Origin of the sequence: Aminipila terrae (assembly GCF_010120715.1) — a bacterium.
GTDB lineage: Bacteria > Bacillota > Clostridia > Peptostreptococcales > Anaerovoracaceae > Aminipila > Aminipila terrae.
In genome coordinates this window covers 2,495,127-2,510,996 of the sequence record NZ_CP047591.1, presented here as the reverse complement: position 1 = coordinate 2,510,996, position 15,870 = coordinate 2,495,127, and the positions used below count along the sequence as shown (strand labels likewise).

18 protein-coding genes are annotated in these 15,870 nt (G+C 36.2%); 3 read left to right on the top strand and 15 right to left on the bottom strand.

Annotated elements, in window-relative coordinates; translation table 11 throughout:
• Positions 1-48: 48 nt before the first annotated feature.
• Complete coding sequence (locus Ami3637_RS11910; RefSeq protein WP_162362777.1) at positions 49-1,902, bottom strand: hypothetical protein; 1,854 nt, start codon at positions 1,900-1,902, stop codon at positions 49-51.
• 294 nt (positions 1,903-2,196) lie between these two features.
• On the opposite strand from Ami3637_RS11910, the gene Ami3637_RS11905 reads away from it, so the two are divergent.
• Both Ami3637_RS11905 and Ami3637_RS11900 read left to right on the top strand, forming a co-directional pair.
• A complete protein-coding gene (locus tag Ami3637_RS11905) occupies positions 2,197-3,279 on the top strand; it encodes a metal-dependent hydrolase family protein (RefSeq protein ID WP_330586625.1) in 1,083 nt (360 codons plus the stop codon).
• A 113-nt stretch (positions 3,280-3,392) separates the two neighbouring features.
• Positions 3,393-3,626 carry a DUF3892 domain-containing protein gene (locus tag Ami3637_RS11900; RefSeq protein ID WP_162362776.1) on the top strand — a complete coding sequence of 78 codons (234 nt, stop codon included), beginning with the start codon at positions 3,393-3,395 and terminating at the stop codon, positions 3,624-3,626.
• 73 nt (positions 3,627-3,699) lie between these two features.
• On the opposite strand, the gene Ami3637_RS11895 is transcribed toward Ami3637_RS11900, so the two are convergent.
• The 11 genes from Ami3637_RS11895 to Ami3637_RS11845 all read right to left on the bottom strand — a co-directional run bounded on the left by Ami3637_RS11895 (position 3,700) and on the right by Ami3637_RS11845 (position 12,166).
• Positions 3,700-4,134: a hypothetical protein gene (locus Ami3637_RS11895; protein WP_162362775.1), complete on the bottom strand. Its 435-nt coding sequence runs from the start codon at positions 4,132-4,134 to the stop codon at positions 3,700-3,702.
• 113 nt (positions 4,135-4,247) lie between these two features.
• Positions 4,248-4,853, bottom strand: a complete 606-nt coding sequence (locus Ami3637_RS17965) for an ABC transporter permease (protein ID WP_162362774.1) — start codon at positions 4,851-4,853, stop codon at positions 4,248-4,250.
• Positions 4,811-5,503 (bottom strand): ABC transporter permease, encoded by a 693-nt coding sequence (locus tag Ami3637_RS11885; RefSeq protein WP_162362773.1) that lies wholly within the window; start codon positions 5,501-5,503, stop codon positions 4,811-4,813. The genes Ami3637_RS17965 and Ami3637_RS11885 overlap by 43 nt, the downstream gene beginning before the upstream one ends.
• A complete protein-coding gene (locus Ami3637_RS11880) occupies positions 5,497-6,153 on the bottom strand; it encodes an ABC transporter ATP-binding protein (RefSeq protein WP_162363752.1) in 657 nt (218 codons plus the stop codon). Before Ami3637_RS11880 ends, Ami3637_RS11885 begins: the two co-directional genes overlap by 7 nt.
• Positions 6,154-6,172: 19 nt before the next feature.
• Positions 6,173-6,340 carry a hypothetical protein gene (locus Ami3637_RS11875; RefSeq protein ID WP_162362772.1) on the bottom strand — a complete coding sequence of 56 codons (168 nt, stop codon included), beginning with the start codon at positions 6,338-6,340 and terminating at the stop codon, positions 6,173-6,175.
• Positions 6,310-7,314, bottom strand: coding sequence for an efflux RND transporter periplasmic adaptor subunit (locus tag Ami3637_RS11870; protein WP_162362771.1), 1,005 nt, complete (start codon positions 7,312-7,314; stop codon positions 6,310-6,312). The genes Ami3637_RS11875 and Ami3637_RS11870 overlap by 31 nt, the downstream gene beginning before the upstream one ends.
• 17 nt (positions 7,315-7,331) lie before the next feature.
• A complete protein-coding gene (locus Ami3637_RS11865) occupies positions 7,332-8,447 on the bottom strand; it encodes a hypothetical protein (protein WP_162362770.1) in 1,116 nt (371 codons plus the stop codon).
• A gap of 204 nt (positions 8,448-8,651) precedes the next feature.
• Positions 8,652-9,359 (bottom strand): sensor histidine kinase, encoded by a 708-nt coding sequence (locus tag Ami3637_RS11860; RefSeq protein WP_162362769.1) that lies wholly within the window; start codon positions 9,357-9,359, stop codon positions 8,652-8,654.
• Positions 9,311-10,270 carry a hypothetical protein gene (locus Ami3637_RS11855; RefSeq protein WP_162362768.1) on the bottom strand — a complete coding sequence of 320 codons (960 nt, stop codon included), beginning with the start codon at positions 10,268-10,270 and terminating at the stop codon, positions 9,311-9,313. Before Ami3637_RS11855 ends, Ami3637_RS11860 begins: the two co-directional genes overlap by 49 nt.
• A complete protein-coding gene (locus Ami3637_RS11850; RefSeq protein ID WP_162362767.1) occupies positions 10,257-10,961 on the bottom strand; it encodes a response regulator transcription factor in 705 nt (234 codons plus the stop codon). Before Ami3637_RS11850 ends, Ami3637_RS11855 begins: the two co-directional genes overlap by 14 nt.
• Before the next feature lie 239 nt (positions 10,962-11,200).
• Positions 11,201-12,166 (bottom strand): DMT family transporter, encoded by a 966-nt coding sequence (locus Ami3637_RS11845; RefSeq protein ID WP_162362766.1) that lies wholly within the window; start codon positions 12,164-12,166, stop codon positions 11,201-11,203.
• Between the two features lie 167 nt (positions 12,167-12,333).
• Between Ami3637_RS11845 and spoIIID the strand changes: the two genes are divergently transcribed.
• Positions 12,334-12,591 carry a sporulation transcriptional regulator SpoIIID gene (gene spoIIID, locus Ami3637_RS11840; protein ID WP_162362765.1) on the top strand — a complete coding sequence of 86 codons (258 nt, stop codon included), beginning with the start codon at positions 12,334-12,336 and terminating at the stop codon, positions 12,589-12,591.
• A 47-nt stretch (positions 12,592-12,638) separates the two neighbouring features.
• On the opposite strand, the gene Ami3637_RS11835 is transcribed toward spoIIID, so the two are convergent.
• The 3 genes from Ami3637_RS11835 to Ami3637_RS11825 all read right to left on the bottom strand — a co-directional run bounded on the left by Ami3637_RS11835 (position 12,639) and on the right by Ami3637_RS11825 (position 15,818).
• The gene (locus Ami3637_RS11835) at positions 12,639-12,815 is read right to left on the bottom strand and encodes a GGDEF domain-containing protein (RefSeq protein ID WP_162362764.1); all 177 of its coding nucleotides are present in this window, start codon (positions 12,813-12,815) and stop codon (positions 12,639-12,641) included.
• Between the two features lie 250 nt (positions 12,816-13,065).
• The gene (locus Ami3637_RS11830) at positions 13,066-15,363 is read right to left on the bottom strand and encodes a M56 family metallopeptidase (RefSeq protein ID WP_162362763.1); all 2,298 of its coding nucleotides are present in this window, start codon (positions 15,361-15,363) and stop codon (positions 13,066-13,068) included.
• 77 nt (positions 15,364-15,440) lie between these two features.
• On the bottom strand, positions 15,441-15,818 hold the full coding sequence (locus Ami3637_RS11825; protein WP_162362762.1) for a BlaI/MecI/CopY family transcriptional regulator: 378 nt from the start codon (positions 15,816-15,818) through the stop codon (positions 15,441-15,443).
• Positions 15,819-15,870: the final 52 nt, after the last annotated feature.

Here is a 15,870-nt window from a genome sequence, read left to right as displayed (position 1 = left end):
ATATACTAGAATATTATCACAAATTAATGCAGAAAACAAGTGATGTTTTTACTGACTCATGGCTTTATATTCGTCTAAATGCTGATTATACTTTGTTACATTGTCTGTATACTGAGAATACAGCTTATTATACTCTGCCTGTTTCTCTGCAAGCTGATCAGCGTATTTTTCGTCATTGTTTTCTTCATACTTACGACTGATTTCTGCTATGGCGGCATTAATGTCACTAAGCTTGGACTCCATTTCTTCAATTTCACCCTTTTCTGTTTTAAGGGTTTTCTGCATAGTCTCTACATCTGAAGATACCGCTACCGCATTTGCCATGTCTGGACCCGCATTTGTCTTAAGCAATTCATATATCAGCATCCCTATGGATGAAATGGTTAATACTAATATAATTAAAATAGCACTTACCCATTTTTTCATGCTATGCTTATATTCACGATTCAATTCATCAATTTTATCCTGTAACTCCTGCTCATGCCTTCTTTGCATTTCTTCCATGGCAGCCCTCATTCTAAGAGCTTCTGCCTCTGCTTCTGCTGCAGCTTCTTCTACTACCCTTTCAATTAAAGGTATTTCCTCTTCTTCGGTTTTAACCAGACGCAATTCATTGTTTAGTACTCCCTGAATTACCTCTTTATAATCAATACCAGTTCGTACATTCCGCTTAAAAAATTCTTTCTTTCGTTCTTTTTCCAAAGCCTCCAATTCACCAAGTTCTGCAGGAGGTGCCAGCCCACTGTTTTCATCCATGGAGGGATTTCCCATGGCTGTGGCTGCCGCATGAGGAGCCATTCTGGTTTTTTCTTCCTGTTTAATCAACTTGCTTAAATTGGTGATTTCACCTGATATGTATTCATCTTCGAACAATTCGTTAAACAACTGGTATAATTTGAGGCTTTCATTGTAGAGGCCTGCATTACTAAGAATTTTAGAAACCACAATAAACTTACCAGAAAACATCATCCTTAATCTGGTATTCATGGAATGCTCATTTGGTATAATATCTGTTACAATATTTTTAAATTCAGGTGCTATAGTACTCATAATATAATTATATGCATTGGTAATAGCCAGTTTTTCTTCCATGGATGTGGCATTAACACCTGTTACCTTAGCCAGAAGCACATTATTTACATAATCTGCTTCTTTTACAAACCAGCGTTCCATTTTCTCAAATAATATATTCTGTATTCTGGAAAAAGGAAGCTGTGGTTTTTCTACGCTGCTTAAGATTTTATGCATGTGGATAATCTCTTCCAGATCTATCCTTATATTCTGTCTGTTAACAATTTCTTTTATAGGATATAAAATGTTGTCTTTAAACTCATTATATAAAAAAGCCATCTTATTGTTGTCGATAGCTTCTATCTTATTTCCACTAAAGAATCCCCAGAATCTGCCTACGGACACATTTAAAAGATCATTGATTAAATTTAAAATAATCTTCCATTGTTCTGTTAAGGTAAAATTTCTGTCAAATATGCACAAGAAAATATACTGAGCTAAAAATGAATTATAATCAGTGGTATTCACTCCCCGTTTTTTTCCAAAGAATTCTATAAAGTCTCCTTTATTTCCTAATCTGGCAGCTACATCTGGATCAGAAAACCAAAATATTTTATATACATAACTATCTGCATTTTCCAATGCCCATACCATATTTTCCTTTGTTCTGTTTGGAGCTCCCAGTTTCGTTTTATCAAACTTGGGTTTATATTTTTCAGGGGCATTTTTCCATTGATTATAAAGTGCCTTTAATTCGGCTTCATCACAATAGGTTGAGGCTCCCAGGATTCTGTACGGATTGTTAATAATCATTTCGAATGCATCATTAAAATCTTCATTCTTATTTATTCCTGCTATTAAATTGTCGTATGCAGATTGTCTGATCGCCACGCTTATACTCCTTTTCTTTTCATTTGAGTTTCCTTCATATAATTTTAAAATATTTTTCTAAAATATGCTATACTAAAGTTATAAATTTTATAACTTTAATTTTTATATAATAAGAAAGGTGTCTTTTTATATGAGTAAAATAGCTTTTACCGGGGGTCTGTTAATTGACGGAACAGGCAATGCCCCATTGAAAATTCATTAGTACTGATTTCTGATAAAAAAATTGAATACGCCGGGGCCCATAAGGATTTTGGAGACAGTTATGAGCTAATCGACATAAAGGATAAAACTATTATGCCGGGTCTGATAGACACGCATTTACATTTTTCTGGTAACCTTACTGATAATGATAGCGACTGGATTCTCGAGGATCCCATACAGAAAACAGTGGTAGCAGTACAGCAGGCTCATGAATGTTTAGAGCATGGTCTCACAACTGTAGGAGAAATTTCCCGTTCTGGTCTTCATATCCGCAATATGGTGGAAGCAGGGGTTATGCAAGGGCCCCGTATCGTGGGTACCGGCCTTGGGTTTTGCCGTACTGGAGGCCATGGGGACAGCCACAGGCTGCCCATAAATTACAATGAGGAATCTCATCCCTGGGCAGAACGTATTGATGGTCCCTGGGAACTTAGAAAAGCAGTGCGCCGAAGGCTTAGGGAAAATCCCGATGCAATTAAAATCTGGAGTACGGGAGGAGGAATCTGGAGATGGGATCAGAAACTGGACCAGCATTACACTTTTGAAGAAATTCAGGCCGTTGTAGATGAATGTAATATGGTAGGCATACCGGTGTGGTCACATGCTGAAGGTTACAGTGGTGCCTTAGACTCTGTAAAGGCAGGAGTTCATCTGATTATCCACGGCCAGACTCTGAATGATGAATGTCTGGATATAATGGCTGAAAAAGGGATTTATTTTTGTCCTACCATTCAATTTCTGAATGAATGGTTTAAAACCTATGCTCCTACATACATTCCCGAAGTTCATGATAAATATAAGGGAGAAACTGTTGCAGAAAAAGAGCTGAACAGAGTATATGAAAATCTGCGAAAGGCTCAGGTAAAAGGTATCGGATTAACCATAGGATCTGATTCCTTCTGTTCTACGCTGACCCCATATGGAACTACTGCCATTGGAGAAATGTATTCCTTTGTAGAAAAAGCTGGTATTTCACCCATGGACACTATCGTTGCTGCCACAAAAGCCGGGGCAGATATGTTAAAGGTTGGAGATATAACTGGAACTCTGGAAGAAGGAAAGTTCGCTGATTTAATTGTCATTAAAGGCAATCCTCTAAAAGAAATAAGAAACATATCTACTGAAAATATGAGCATTATTATGAAAGAAGGCTGTTTAATAAAAGCCATCATCTGATAGGCGATTCTTTTCTTTTGATGAATATTCTCTCTGATTTTGAAGATACTTAAGACATATACGTAATAAATATGAACTGTATTTATATAAGAACAGAGGCATAGGAGAAAGATATGAATGATAATCGTAAAATAATCAAAATCAGAAAAGATCAGGAAGGCGAAATAACCGACATTATGCTGGATGATGAGACTGTGGTTCCAGTTAATCATGCAATACTCATGGCCAAGGACGGGCTTTTAGAAGGTACCATTGTGGTCCGTGGTAAAAACGGCGGCGAATTCTTAAGAAATGACCCCAATGGCCCAGTGGCAGATGCCATTTCAGATTTGCCAACTTTTAAATGAATATTATAAAACAGAGCCGGTCCGTTATGTATATGTTAACGGGCCGGCTCTGTTTTATTCTTACAATATAAAATTATTTTACTGTTGTATCTTCAGTTTCTAAATTCTGTTCTTCTTCGTTTGTTATTTCGTCTTCCTCTGTTTCATTTTCTTCTAATAAAGGAAGTTCTTCCTGCAAAGTGTCAGCAGCAGGTTCTGAATTTATAGCACAACCAGAAAGCTTTCTATTGGCAATGCCAATTCCGATTAAAGCAAATGTCATGCCCCCATATAAAGCCAATGCTTCAAATACACCTGGAAGCAGTTGTGCCGGAATCAGACTTTTCATAACTTCTGCAGCAGGGTACCCTTGCATTACATATTGATCAATAGTAGATTTAAATATAAATATGTCATCCACTAATATAGCAATTCCAAGAAGTGCTACAAGAGTAGCAACAACGTATAAAAGAATTGAAATAGAACATTTTCCAGGCCTTCCCTGAACCTCTTTGTTTTTTGATTTCATAAAATTAATCTCCGTTTCCACCATAAAATGGTTATAATAAAAATTCCATACAAACTATATTTTAACATTTTAACGTATTTTTGTGTTGAAAATATGATAAATTAATAAAATTTTTATTCATATCGTAAGGCCTCTATAGGATCCAGCTTAGCTGCTTTATTCGCTGGATAATATCCAAAAAATACCCCGATTGACATGGAAAACGCCACACTGATAAGTATTACAGGCCAGGATGCCTTTAGTTCGTTCCCCATAATATTAACAGCGATAGCACTTATTCCCAGGCCAAGAGCTACCCCTATTATACCCCCTATGCCGCAAATAATTATAGCTTCAACAATAAACTGTAACCGAATAAATTTTCCTTTGGCTCCTAAAGCTTTTCTGATACCAATTTCCCTGGTTCGTTCCGTTACAGAAACCAGCATGATATTCATAACCCCAATACCACCTACTAATAAGGATATCCCTGCTATAACTGCAATGGCCATTTTAACTTTATTAAGCATATCTGTATAGGAATTCATGTCCTGCTGCATATTATAACCCTGACACTCCCATTTTTTATTTTTACTGTACAAATCATTAAAGTAGCTGTTAATTTCCTTAAGCAGCTCTGCCCCATCTACACCGTAAGCTGGAGAAATCTCAAAACCCCTGAAATTTGTCTCATTCTTTAGCTCACCCGCAGTTGATGCCGGAACGTAAATGGTAGCCATTTCCTCAAATCCCCTGCTACCAGTCCTTTATTTTTAGATCCATTGTCATAAATCCCTACTACCAAATAGGTTGCCAGCTTATCCTCTACGAAAACTTTTATTTCGCTGCCTAAAGCCTCATCCCCTTCCTTTTCAATGGATTCTGCCATTTCCCGCGGGATAACAGCCACTTTCCGAACCCTTTCTACATCTTTATTCTCCAGATACCTCCCATTTATTACTTTAACTTTTTTTTGTATGCTATAACCATAGTTGGTTCCCTGAATATAGACATTCTCTGTTTTTCTCCCAATTCTTATTTCACCAGAACCTCCATCCTGGGTAAAACTGAGAGTTTTTATTTTATCCTTAAATTTGTCCTGAAAGTTTTTAATATCAGTTAATGAAAGTAAATCCTCTGCCGTGGGCTTTTCGTCATCATTAAAATTCACCTGGTTATCATCCGTTTTTCTCCTGACATCTACCGATATATTTTCCATTCCCATGGCCTTCATATCCTTTTCAATGGAGGCAGATATGGAATCTCCCACTGAAACAATAGCTATTACAGATGAAATACCGATTATAATCCCCAGCATCGTCAAAAGGGACCGCATTTTATTGGTTTTTAACCCTGCTATTGCAAGAAATAAATTTTCTATAATTAACATATCAGACCATCCTTTATCGTTATCTGCCTGGTAGTTTCTTCAGCCAGTTCCATGCTGTGAGTAATAAATACAATGGTTTTCCCTTCTTCCCTGTTTATTTTATGAAACAAGTCCATAACCATTCTTCCAGTTTTGGAATCTAAAGCTCCTGTAGGTTCATCTGCCAGCAATATGGCAGGATCATTGGCCAGTGACCTTGCTATGGCCACTCGTTGTTTCTGTCCTCCTGATAGTTCATTTGGCTGATGCTCTCTTCGGTCATACATTCCCACTAAGTCTAACAGTTCTTTAGCTCTGTCCATTCTTTCTTTTCTGCCCATTCCAGCGTATAGCATTGGTAATTCAACATTTTTAAGGGCAGAACATCTGGGAATAAGATTAAAGTTCTGAAAAACAAAACCAATTTTGAGATTTCGTATTTCTGCCAGTTGGTCATCATTAGCTGAAGAAACGTCCAGACCTTCAAGTAGATATGTACCGCTGGTCTGCTTATCCAGTGCACCTATTATATTCATCAGTGTACTTTTCCCAGAGCCGGATGCCCCGACTACAGCCAGAAATTCCTTTTTATTTACTGTTAAATCAACACCTTTAACAATGTTCAGTTCCTGAGGAGTCCCCACATAGAAACTTTTATATATGTCTTTCATTTCAATAATTTTATCTATATTATCCAAGATTTACCTCCTGACCCTCAGTCAGGTCTTTAGGATTATTTATAACCCTCAATCCCTCTTTTACGCCTTTGCCCATAATTTCTACATAAAGATCATTTTCTAACCCGGTCTTAACTGTGACTTTTCGTACTATATAACTGCTTCCCTGTTTTTCCGCCACATAGATACTACTGCCCTGCTTGCTTTTAACAAGCGCATCAAAAGGTACTGCCAGAACCCCTCTTTTCCTGCTGTTACAATGTTGACTCTTGCATTAGTCCCAATTTTTACACCAGGATTTTTATCTTTTATGCTGATTTCCACTAAAAACTGTACTTTTCCACTGGAAGTTGTCTTTCCTGTGGTCTCTTCCTTCTGAGCTGTTGGCGCAATGGAAAGAACTTCACCAGAAAGTTCTGTATCACCGGTCATTTCTGTTTTAACAATCACTTTCTGCCCTTTTTTTACCTGGTTTATATCATATTCACTCACATTGGCTGCTACTTGCAAATCCTGGGTATTTTCAATAGTAAATAAAACTCCGCTGCTGGAATTTCCTTCCGTTGCATTAACCAGAGTTACAGTACCTGAAATAGGCGATTTCAGGGTTGCATCCGCAATCTGCTGTTGCAATGAAGTGGTATCTGCAGATTGTTTTTTTATTTCATAATCTGAAGAAGCTGCCTCATAGGCATTCTGGGCCTTCAATAAATCATCCTTTGAGATTTCTCCCATATCATATAAAAATTTTGCGTTATCATATTCTCTGTATTTTGAGTTCATGTCCTGGAAGGCTGAATTCATTTCAGTTTTACTGCTTTTCTGTGCCTTGTCCATTTCTCTCTGGATGCTGGTTGTATCAAGCTGCGCAAGCAAATCCCCCTTTTTAATCTGTTGTCCTAACTTCACATAAACATTTTTTATTTTTCCGTCCGCTGCAGCTGATACATTTTTGCTTTCTACGCTCTCTACTTTTCCACTTGTACTTATACTCTCTATCACATCCTTTTTTTCTAATGAAAAAGATGCGACTGGCAGTTGTTGATCTTTCTGTCCGTCTTTTGGCATCAATGCAACTATTACAACAGCAATAATGATGAGCACAATTCCAATCTTTATAACTTTTTTCTTCTTTACCTTCTTCAAATTAAGCATTTACTATCCTCCTTTAATTAACTTGCACTTCCGCCAATTGATCCCTGATAACCTTCCTTAAATGACTGATAGGTTAAAAATACTTCCTGTAGTTCAATTTCTGCTGCCTTCCCCTGATTTACAGTTTCCATATTTTTTACCGTAACATCCTCATAATCTTTCTTTGACATTAATCCTCTGTCATACTTTGCCTTGGCAATATCCAGATTCCTTTTTGCATCATTCATTGCCCTGATTGACTTATTAACTTTTCTTGTAGTTGTATCAATCTGTTCATATTGCTTTTTAAAATTCTTTTTAACTGTATCTTTAAGCTCTGTTAAATCTTTTTCGCTGTCACTTATTGCCCTTCTGTCTTTTACAAAATCTGTTTTTAAATGTTCCACTTTCAATTCCTGCAAAAGAATATCTTTAGAATTTTTCACAGTCTCTTCCAGATCTTTATCCAAATTAATCTGATTTAACTGTCCAAGATCAAAATCCTTCATTTCTTTAAACTGAACTTTATCATCATCCTTAAGTCCCACAGCACTTTTCACATTTGCAATTTGGTCTTGAAGTTTTTTTTCACCCTCAGAGATTTCATCACTATAATTTGTTTTAGTAACCATCTCCTTATATTGAGTTAAAGAAATCAATCCTCTTTTATATTTTTCTTCCCCAACTGAATTTTGCTGTTTCTCCTGTTCTGCCTTATTCTTTAAAAGCTCCTGGTCTAATTTCATGCCTATATATTTTAAATATTCAATTTTAGCTGTAAGGGCCTGCTTTTTTAAATTTGCTGTTTCTGTAATATCGGATACCTGTACATTATATTTTGATGTCCTTAATTGATCATAAAGAGAACTAATTGAGCTTGCATTCCCCCAGCCATCTCCAGAATCTTCCTTCTTAAGTTTTCTAATTTCTCTTTCATATTTACTCTGATCAAGCAGAAGCCGTTGTTTCTTTTCCTGAGAATCATTAAAGTATTTACTGCTCTTAAACATGATTTCATCTATAGAATCTAGTGAAATGTCATAAACTTTTACTTTATTTTCCGCACTTGCAGCCTTTTTTTCTGCTGCCAGACTTATGTCGGGAAAGCTGAAAACAATCGCTGTCATAATAAAGAATGCAATTACCTTTTTCATTTGTTTTTTCCTTTCTTTTCCTTTATTTAAATAAATCTTATCTTTCAATTCTTTATCAAGTCTTTACAAAACCTTAAAAAAACTTTATGTAGCCTTAAAGTTTTTTAAGTGTATTAACTTTTTATTAATTAGTGTTTACCCCTAAAAAAAAACCACGCGTCCAACGCGTGGTTTTCTGTATACAAAAGGACAGTAAAGATAAATCTACTGTCCCAGTAATGGAATAAATATTTTAAATGCCGTTTTATATCCTTTTTCTTCTCCTGTTTCAAGAGCAATATTTCCTCCATGCCCTTCAATGATTTTTCTACTAATGGATAACCCTAATCCAGAGCCCTGCTTGCTGGTTCTGGAATCATCTCCCACTACAAAAGGATCAAATATGGAGGCTGTAAGTTCTTGTGGAATACCAACACCATTATCTGCAATTACAATTCTCACGAATTTATTGAGACTTTGCTGCTCATCCATAGTTACATTGATAAAAAGCCTTGTCCCTTTTGGGTTATGCTTTATGGAATTATTTACTATGTTATCAAATGCACGTTTTAACTGGAACTTGTCCACATTGCAAAAAGCATGATCTTCAGGTATATCCAGTTCCAGTTCAAAGCCCTTGTCACTGATTTCTTCGTATCTTTCTGCCAGATATTCTCGTAAAAATTCATATATTTCGATGCTTTCAAAGCAGAAAGAGAAATCCGGATGCTCCAGTTTACTATATTCATAAAAAGTATTAATTAAATCCGTTAGTTCAATAGATTTATTGTAAATCTTATTTAAGTACTTTTTCTGCTCCTCTTCAGCTATCATGCCATCTGCCAGAGCTTTAGCATACCCCTGTATGGTAGTAATCGGTGTCTTTAAATCGTGGGATATATCTGCCAGCATTTTCTGGCGCTGCTCTTCCATCTTTGTTTTAGCATTTTCACTTTCCCTGAGCTGCTCAGACATATTATTAAAACTGTCACAGATCTGAACAAATTCCGCTGATCCAATGTACTCCACAGCCTGGTTTCGATCCCCCCGGCAAATGCCTGCATAGCCTGGTTCAACGTATTCAAAGGTTTTTTTATCTTCCTTGAAAGCCATAGTACAAACCCCGATACAGATAATATATAGCATAATATGATGCTTATATCTATTACTACCAGTCCGTGTGAATAGGCCCTCATACTTCTCCTGTCAGAGAAAGTCATGTTCATGATAATTTTATACTTGTTACCATCATTACCTTTAAATGAGTACTTGCTGATTTCCAGGTCATCATCTAAAGAATTGGTCAGATACGTAAACTCCCTCTTTGTATAATGTCTTTTGGCAGGAGCGTTTGCACTGGACATAATCACATTTCGATTCCGGTCAAATATCTGAAAATATCCTGAATCTTTATCTCCATCATCTTGGTATTTTATCTCCTGAACTATAGTCAGGGGCTTACCATTGTTCCCCTTAAATCTGGATGAATATCTGTAAACATTCCCTGAATAATCCTGAATACACTGCAATTCCCCTTTAGTGTATCCGCTTCGAATCTTACTGTTGTCACTGGTATAAATGACTTTATTATGGCTGTCCAGAATTTCAAAATACCCTTTAGGCCCTACCAGGGTATATGGTTTTATACGTTCATACTGTCCTTTTTCAAGTAGTTTAATCTGAGGAGTAATATCTCCTTTAGGCATTTTCAGGTGGGCGGCCAAAGCCAGAGTACCTAAAGAGAAAATGGATATGACCAAAATAACGTTTATTACTGTAAAGGCTATATAATTCTTTACTAGCAGAGACAGGAAACTTCCTTTTTTTCGTTTATCTTTTTTCAATTTTATATCCAAGCCCCCTGATTGTTTTTATATATTCAGGACTTTTAGGATCCCTTTCTATTTTTTCACGGAGTTTTGAAATGTGTACCATCATTGTGTTATCATCGCTTTCAAAATACTCCCCGCTAATAGTTTCATAAATCTGTGCTTTTGTGTAAACCCTGCCAGGTGCTTTCATCAATAAGGCTATTATTTTATATTCTGTAGGCGTTAAAGAAATCTCTTTCCCGCTTTTCGTCAGTTCCAGTTTTTCTGTATCCAGCTCCAGTTCCCCTACAATTAATTTTGTACTTGTAACCGTTTGCTGTGCTGTGTTGTCATTTAATTTATAATACCGCCTTAATGCTGCCTTTACCCTTGCAATGATTTCCAAAGGATTAAAAGGTTTTGTCATATAATCGTCTGCACCCAGATCAAGTCCTATTATTTTATCACTGTCTAAGTTTTTTGCAGAGAGTATCAGGATTGGTATATTGCTGATAAATCTGATTTTTTTAGTAACTTCATACCCATTGAGTTTTGGCATCATAATGTCTAATACAGCTAAATCAATCTCATTGTGGGCCAGTATATCCAGTGCCTGAAGTCCGTCACTTGCAGCGTATACCTCATACCCTTCATTTTCTAAATATAATTTTAAAAGATCTACAATAGACTCATCATCCTCTGCTACCAGAATCTTATAACTCATAGTTGTAAACCTCCTTGTCTTTTTCTGTATCTATCAATTAATTTATTTGATGCAGATTTTTCATACCTTTTTCTATTTGTTTTATTCATATTTCATTTTGCCTTTTCCTGTTGACTAAATTATCTCGTTTATCCCACTCCACTTTTTTCCTGATTTGAGTTCTATATTAGATTATTATCCTTAATTCTGTCTTTATATAACCTTAAGATTTCTTAAAGATACTTTCGTATGATATTTTATCACAAAGCTGCACTATTATCTATCTTATCCGAAGGTTTCTGACAGTTGACGATATAAATACCTGCACAAACTAAAATCAGTGAAATGACGCTTTTTAATCCCAGTGCCTCTTCATTTTCAGTTGTGAGTAACAGGGCAGATAAAACCACTCCGAATACTGGATTCATAAACCCAAATACCGCAACCCTGGATACCTGATTATATTTTAACAGAATACCCCATAAGGAATATGCTACGGCTGATACCACTGAAAGATAAAGTAGCATTACAATCCCAGGCGCTGTTATCACATCTAACCGACCGTTCATCATTAATCCCAACACAATCATAATGATTCCCCCTAAGGCAAACTGGTATCCACTTAAGACAACGGGGTTCTCGTCTTTGGAAAAATGTTTCAACGTAACAGATGAAAAAGCGTAAGCTACAGTGGACAAAAGGATAAATCCTTCTCCACTAAACTTCATAGACATATCCATTCCTTCTTTTGTTAAATTAACTAAGATTACACCAATAAAACCTATTATGCATCCCATGCTCTTTACCTTTGTAAGTTTTTCCTGTTTAAAAATGAGACTGGCAATTAGAATAGCAAGGAACACATTTACTCCTTCTATAATAGATGCCTTAACTCCCGTTGTATTGGATAATCCTATATAAAAAAATATATACTGGAGTACTGTCTGAAGCATACTTAGCTTTAAAATTTTCAGCCAGGAGCCTCTTTTGGGAACCAGCATTTTTTTATTTAATATACTGCCTATTGCAATGGTCAGAATGCCTGCCAAAGTGAATCTGCTTCCTGCAAATAGAATCTGGCTGCCCACATCACCTGTTGTAATGCAAAACAGTCTGTATCCAATTTTTATACAGGGAAAAGCACTTCCCCATAATGCACAGCAAAGCATGGCACCAATCCACACCACTGCAGTCTTTTGCATAAATAATTCTTTCGTATCGTTCATCTTTTGTAAGATTCCTTTCTCAAAAATCAAGTATTATTATTTATTTTACCATCTGACTGCTAATGTTCCAAAACAATTCTCATACTTCCAAATTCTCCCGCATATATTGTGATATCGAACTCATTAGATTGAATCCAATAAATGATAGGGGCGGTGAAGTATTTAATATGAAGGATTACATAGAAGAAAGAGTCCTGGAACTGGCCAGGTACATTCTTGATACAAATTCCACGGTCAGAGCGACTGCTAAGAAATTCAGAGTCAGCAAAAGTACGGTACATAAAGATATTACAGAGAGACTGCAGGAAATAAATCCAGGGCTTGCCGCTGAAGTAAAAGCGGTTCTGGACACAAATAAAGCAGAAAGACATATCAGAGGCGGCCTTGCTACAAAGGAGAAATATCATTCTAAATCATCCAGATAGTAATTAAGAGGCTGCTAAAAAAATGTTTTTAACAGCCTCTTAGTTATTTATTTTTCATAAATTTTAATTTTATTCTTCCCATTATTTTTTGACTGATACTGGGCAGTATCTGCCTTGCGGTACAGTTCATTAAAATCATTTCCGTGTTCAGGGAAAAAGGCAATTCCCATTGAGCTGAATACCTTTACTCTTTTGCCTTTGTCTGTAAACTGAATCTTAAGCAAAGTTCCTAGTAAGGCTTTCTACTTTATTAATTTGCGCCTTTATTCCCATAAGCATCACTGAATGTAAAATTAAAGTTCTTCTTTAAATATGGACTTTGGCATTGTACTGTGGCGGATTTGACGTTTTCTATTCCAGAATTAAGATATTGAGCATTTTTCTGAAGTTGCTTTTTTATGTATGAATTTAACTCTGTAGGTGTCTGTCTACTGTAAATTCCAGAAATGTCACCATCTTTTCCTGTCCACGCACTTAAGGTGCCCCCGTTTCCGGGTTATATGGTTCTGACCTTCCAATCAGATAATTTACTGTAATGCCATAAGGTTCTTTCTGGGTCTGCAGTTCAATGCCATTACCATACTCATGTAATGGAAGCATCCTTACAAGCTTTCCATCCGCACTGGCATCGCCAACATACCGAACTCTGGCATTCTTTAATATATGAGGCAGGAGTTCCTTTTCATAATAGAGATTAATCAGATTCAGAACGGAATAATCCACTCCCCACTCTGCCAGGCTGCCATCCTCTAAAAAACCTAAAAAAGCAGCTTGATATTTTTTAGCATCTATGGAATAACCATAAAAAACAGCGTAACGTTCCGTGTAGTGTTTATTACCTTTTTCAGTTATCTCTGAACCTCCCCCGGCAATATCTTTATACTTCTGTTTATCTGTCGGTTCAAGCTCATAATCCACTTTATATACTCTGGCAGATGGATAAATAATATTCCATGGTACAGTTTCCCCTTGAACCATATCATTATCAAGTATGCCTGGCATATCCCCCACCGGATTTATTTCTTTAAAACTATTTATCTTAAATCCTTTTATGGATTTACTCAGAGGGAGCTTCGTAGTTACATAATTCTCCAGATACTGGGAAAGCATTGCCTCTGCATCATAATCTCCCCCAGCAACAGCTACACCCCTTTTTGCATCCGTTAGGATTCCAGCGTCTGATTTTGCCCTATAGGAGGCAGGGGCTTTCACACTCTCTAAGGTCATGGCCGTACTGATTAGTTCTTTATCTGTAATACTATCATTTTCCGTATAAAGCACAGGCATTATTCTTGTATACTGATCAGAAGCAATATAGACTTCTGTCCTTATCCGTTTATCATCTTTCAGATAGGTCACTTTATATGCATCCCATATATATGGGGAATGCTCTTTTATTCTTTGAATTTTTACATTATTTTTTAAAACAGGTAAAATTCCAGACTGCTTTACCAGTTCTTTTACCTTTTTTTCATAATTTACTCTTCCTGACAAGTTCCCTTTACTGCCAGAGCCCTCAGGCTCAACTTCATTTTCAGATAGATCCAGCATTCTATAAGTCAGTGCTGCAGTTTCAGTTCCATTCTTATTATGAAATATGATATTTTCACTGTATGGTGGACTTTCAGGCATCACTTCTTCATATTCTTTACCCCAGGAGAGAGGTACTTCTAACATATATTTACTCCACTCGTTGTCGGGTCCACATACATCAATTAACTGAGTTTTTTGAGAAAAACCTGGAGCATTTGTTAAACATAATACGGACAGCACTCCAAGTAGAACCAGTCCTAATACACTTGCCCATATCTTAGGCTTTTTAAAACAGGCTATCCTTTTTATACGTCTGCTTACTTCTTTTTCTCCACTTTCCAGACAAATTGAAGAAATAATAAAAGAAGTTTTTCCTGTGACCGTGTTCAATAACATTTCTGCATAGGCTTTTTTCGCTCCAGTAAAATTTATAACCCGATAGTCACAGTACATTTCCAAATCACACCTGAAAGTTTTAAAGCTATACCAAGCCAGTGGGTTAAACCAGTTGAAACAGAGAATCATCAAAGAAATCAGGTTCCAGATGTTATCTCCGTTTTTATAGTGACATAATTCATGAGTAAAAACATGTTTTAACTCATAACAGTCATATTTTTCAGAAATACAAATAACTGGGTTCAGTATCCCTGCCAGAATAGGGGATTCTACCCCCTTCCTCAGAACAATTCTGTCACCTTTTACCTTCAACTGCTCTCTACACAGATCAAGAATATGGCAGATTTCTTCGTCCTGACACACAGGCAGGGTTTTTACTTTTTTAAGAATCCGTCTGTATGAAATCAACAAAACGGCTGCCATCACATTAACTCCCGCCCCATATATAAGAAGTATCATCTTTTCTAAAGGCTTATGGTTATATTCGTTATCTTCCAATTGTATATTTTCATTGGTTACTTCTTTATTAATCCCATTTTTAGAATTAAGATAATTATCCGGACTCTTTTGCAGAGTGCTGTGGGTTTTCTCTGGAATGCTGTATATCTGTTCCGCAGATTTTTGCTCAGCAAATTCAGCATATGTTCCAGAAATATCTGGAAGGAAATTATAAATACTGATATCACTTTCAGGCAAAACAGGAATGACAAACCTTATTATCAATATGGTCCAGATAAGTACATGCCACTTGGGTGTAAACTGGTTTTTAAACACCCTTTTTAATATCAGAATCAAAATAGCCGTTACAGAAAATGTAACAGTCATATTAATTAAAAAATCCATTTGCTATCTCCCATTATCATTAAATATCACCCTAAACGCCTATAAATACTAATTAATAGTTTATTTGCAATATACATTTACTGGTCCATTTTATCTATAATATCTCTTAGTTTCTTCTGTTCTTCATCAGACAGCTCTGAATCTTTTACTAAAGTAGATATCAACATTGAAGCGGAGCCATCAAACACTTTTTCCAGGAAACTTTTTACCTCTTTAATCTTACATTCCTCTTCACCTACTACAGGATAATACTTAAAATTATTAGGGACACCTTTATCTGCATTAATGGCCCCCTTGTCTGCCAGTCTGTTTACTAAAGTTCTTACTGTGGAGTATCCCCAGCCACATTCCTTTGTTCTTCCTGCAATCTCTTTTAAAGTAATGTTGGGATACTCCCAAAGAACTTTCATAATCTTCCACTCTGAGTCACTAATACTGATATTCCTGTTATTCATATAAAAACCCCTTTACATAATTAATTTTTCTCCTACCATACAAATGTACTTG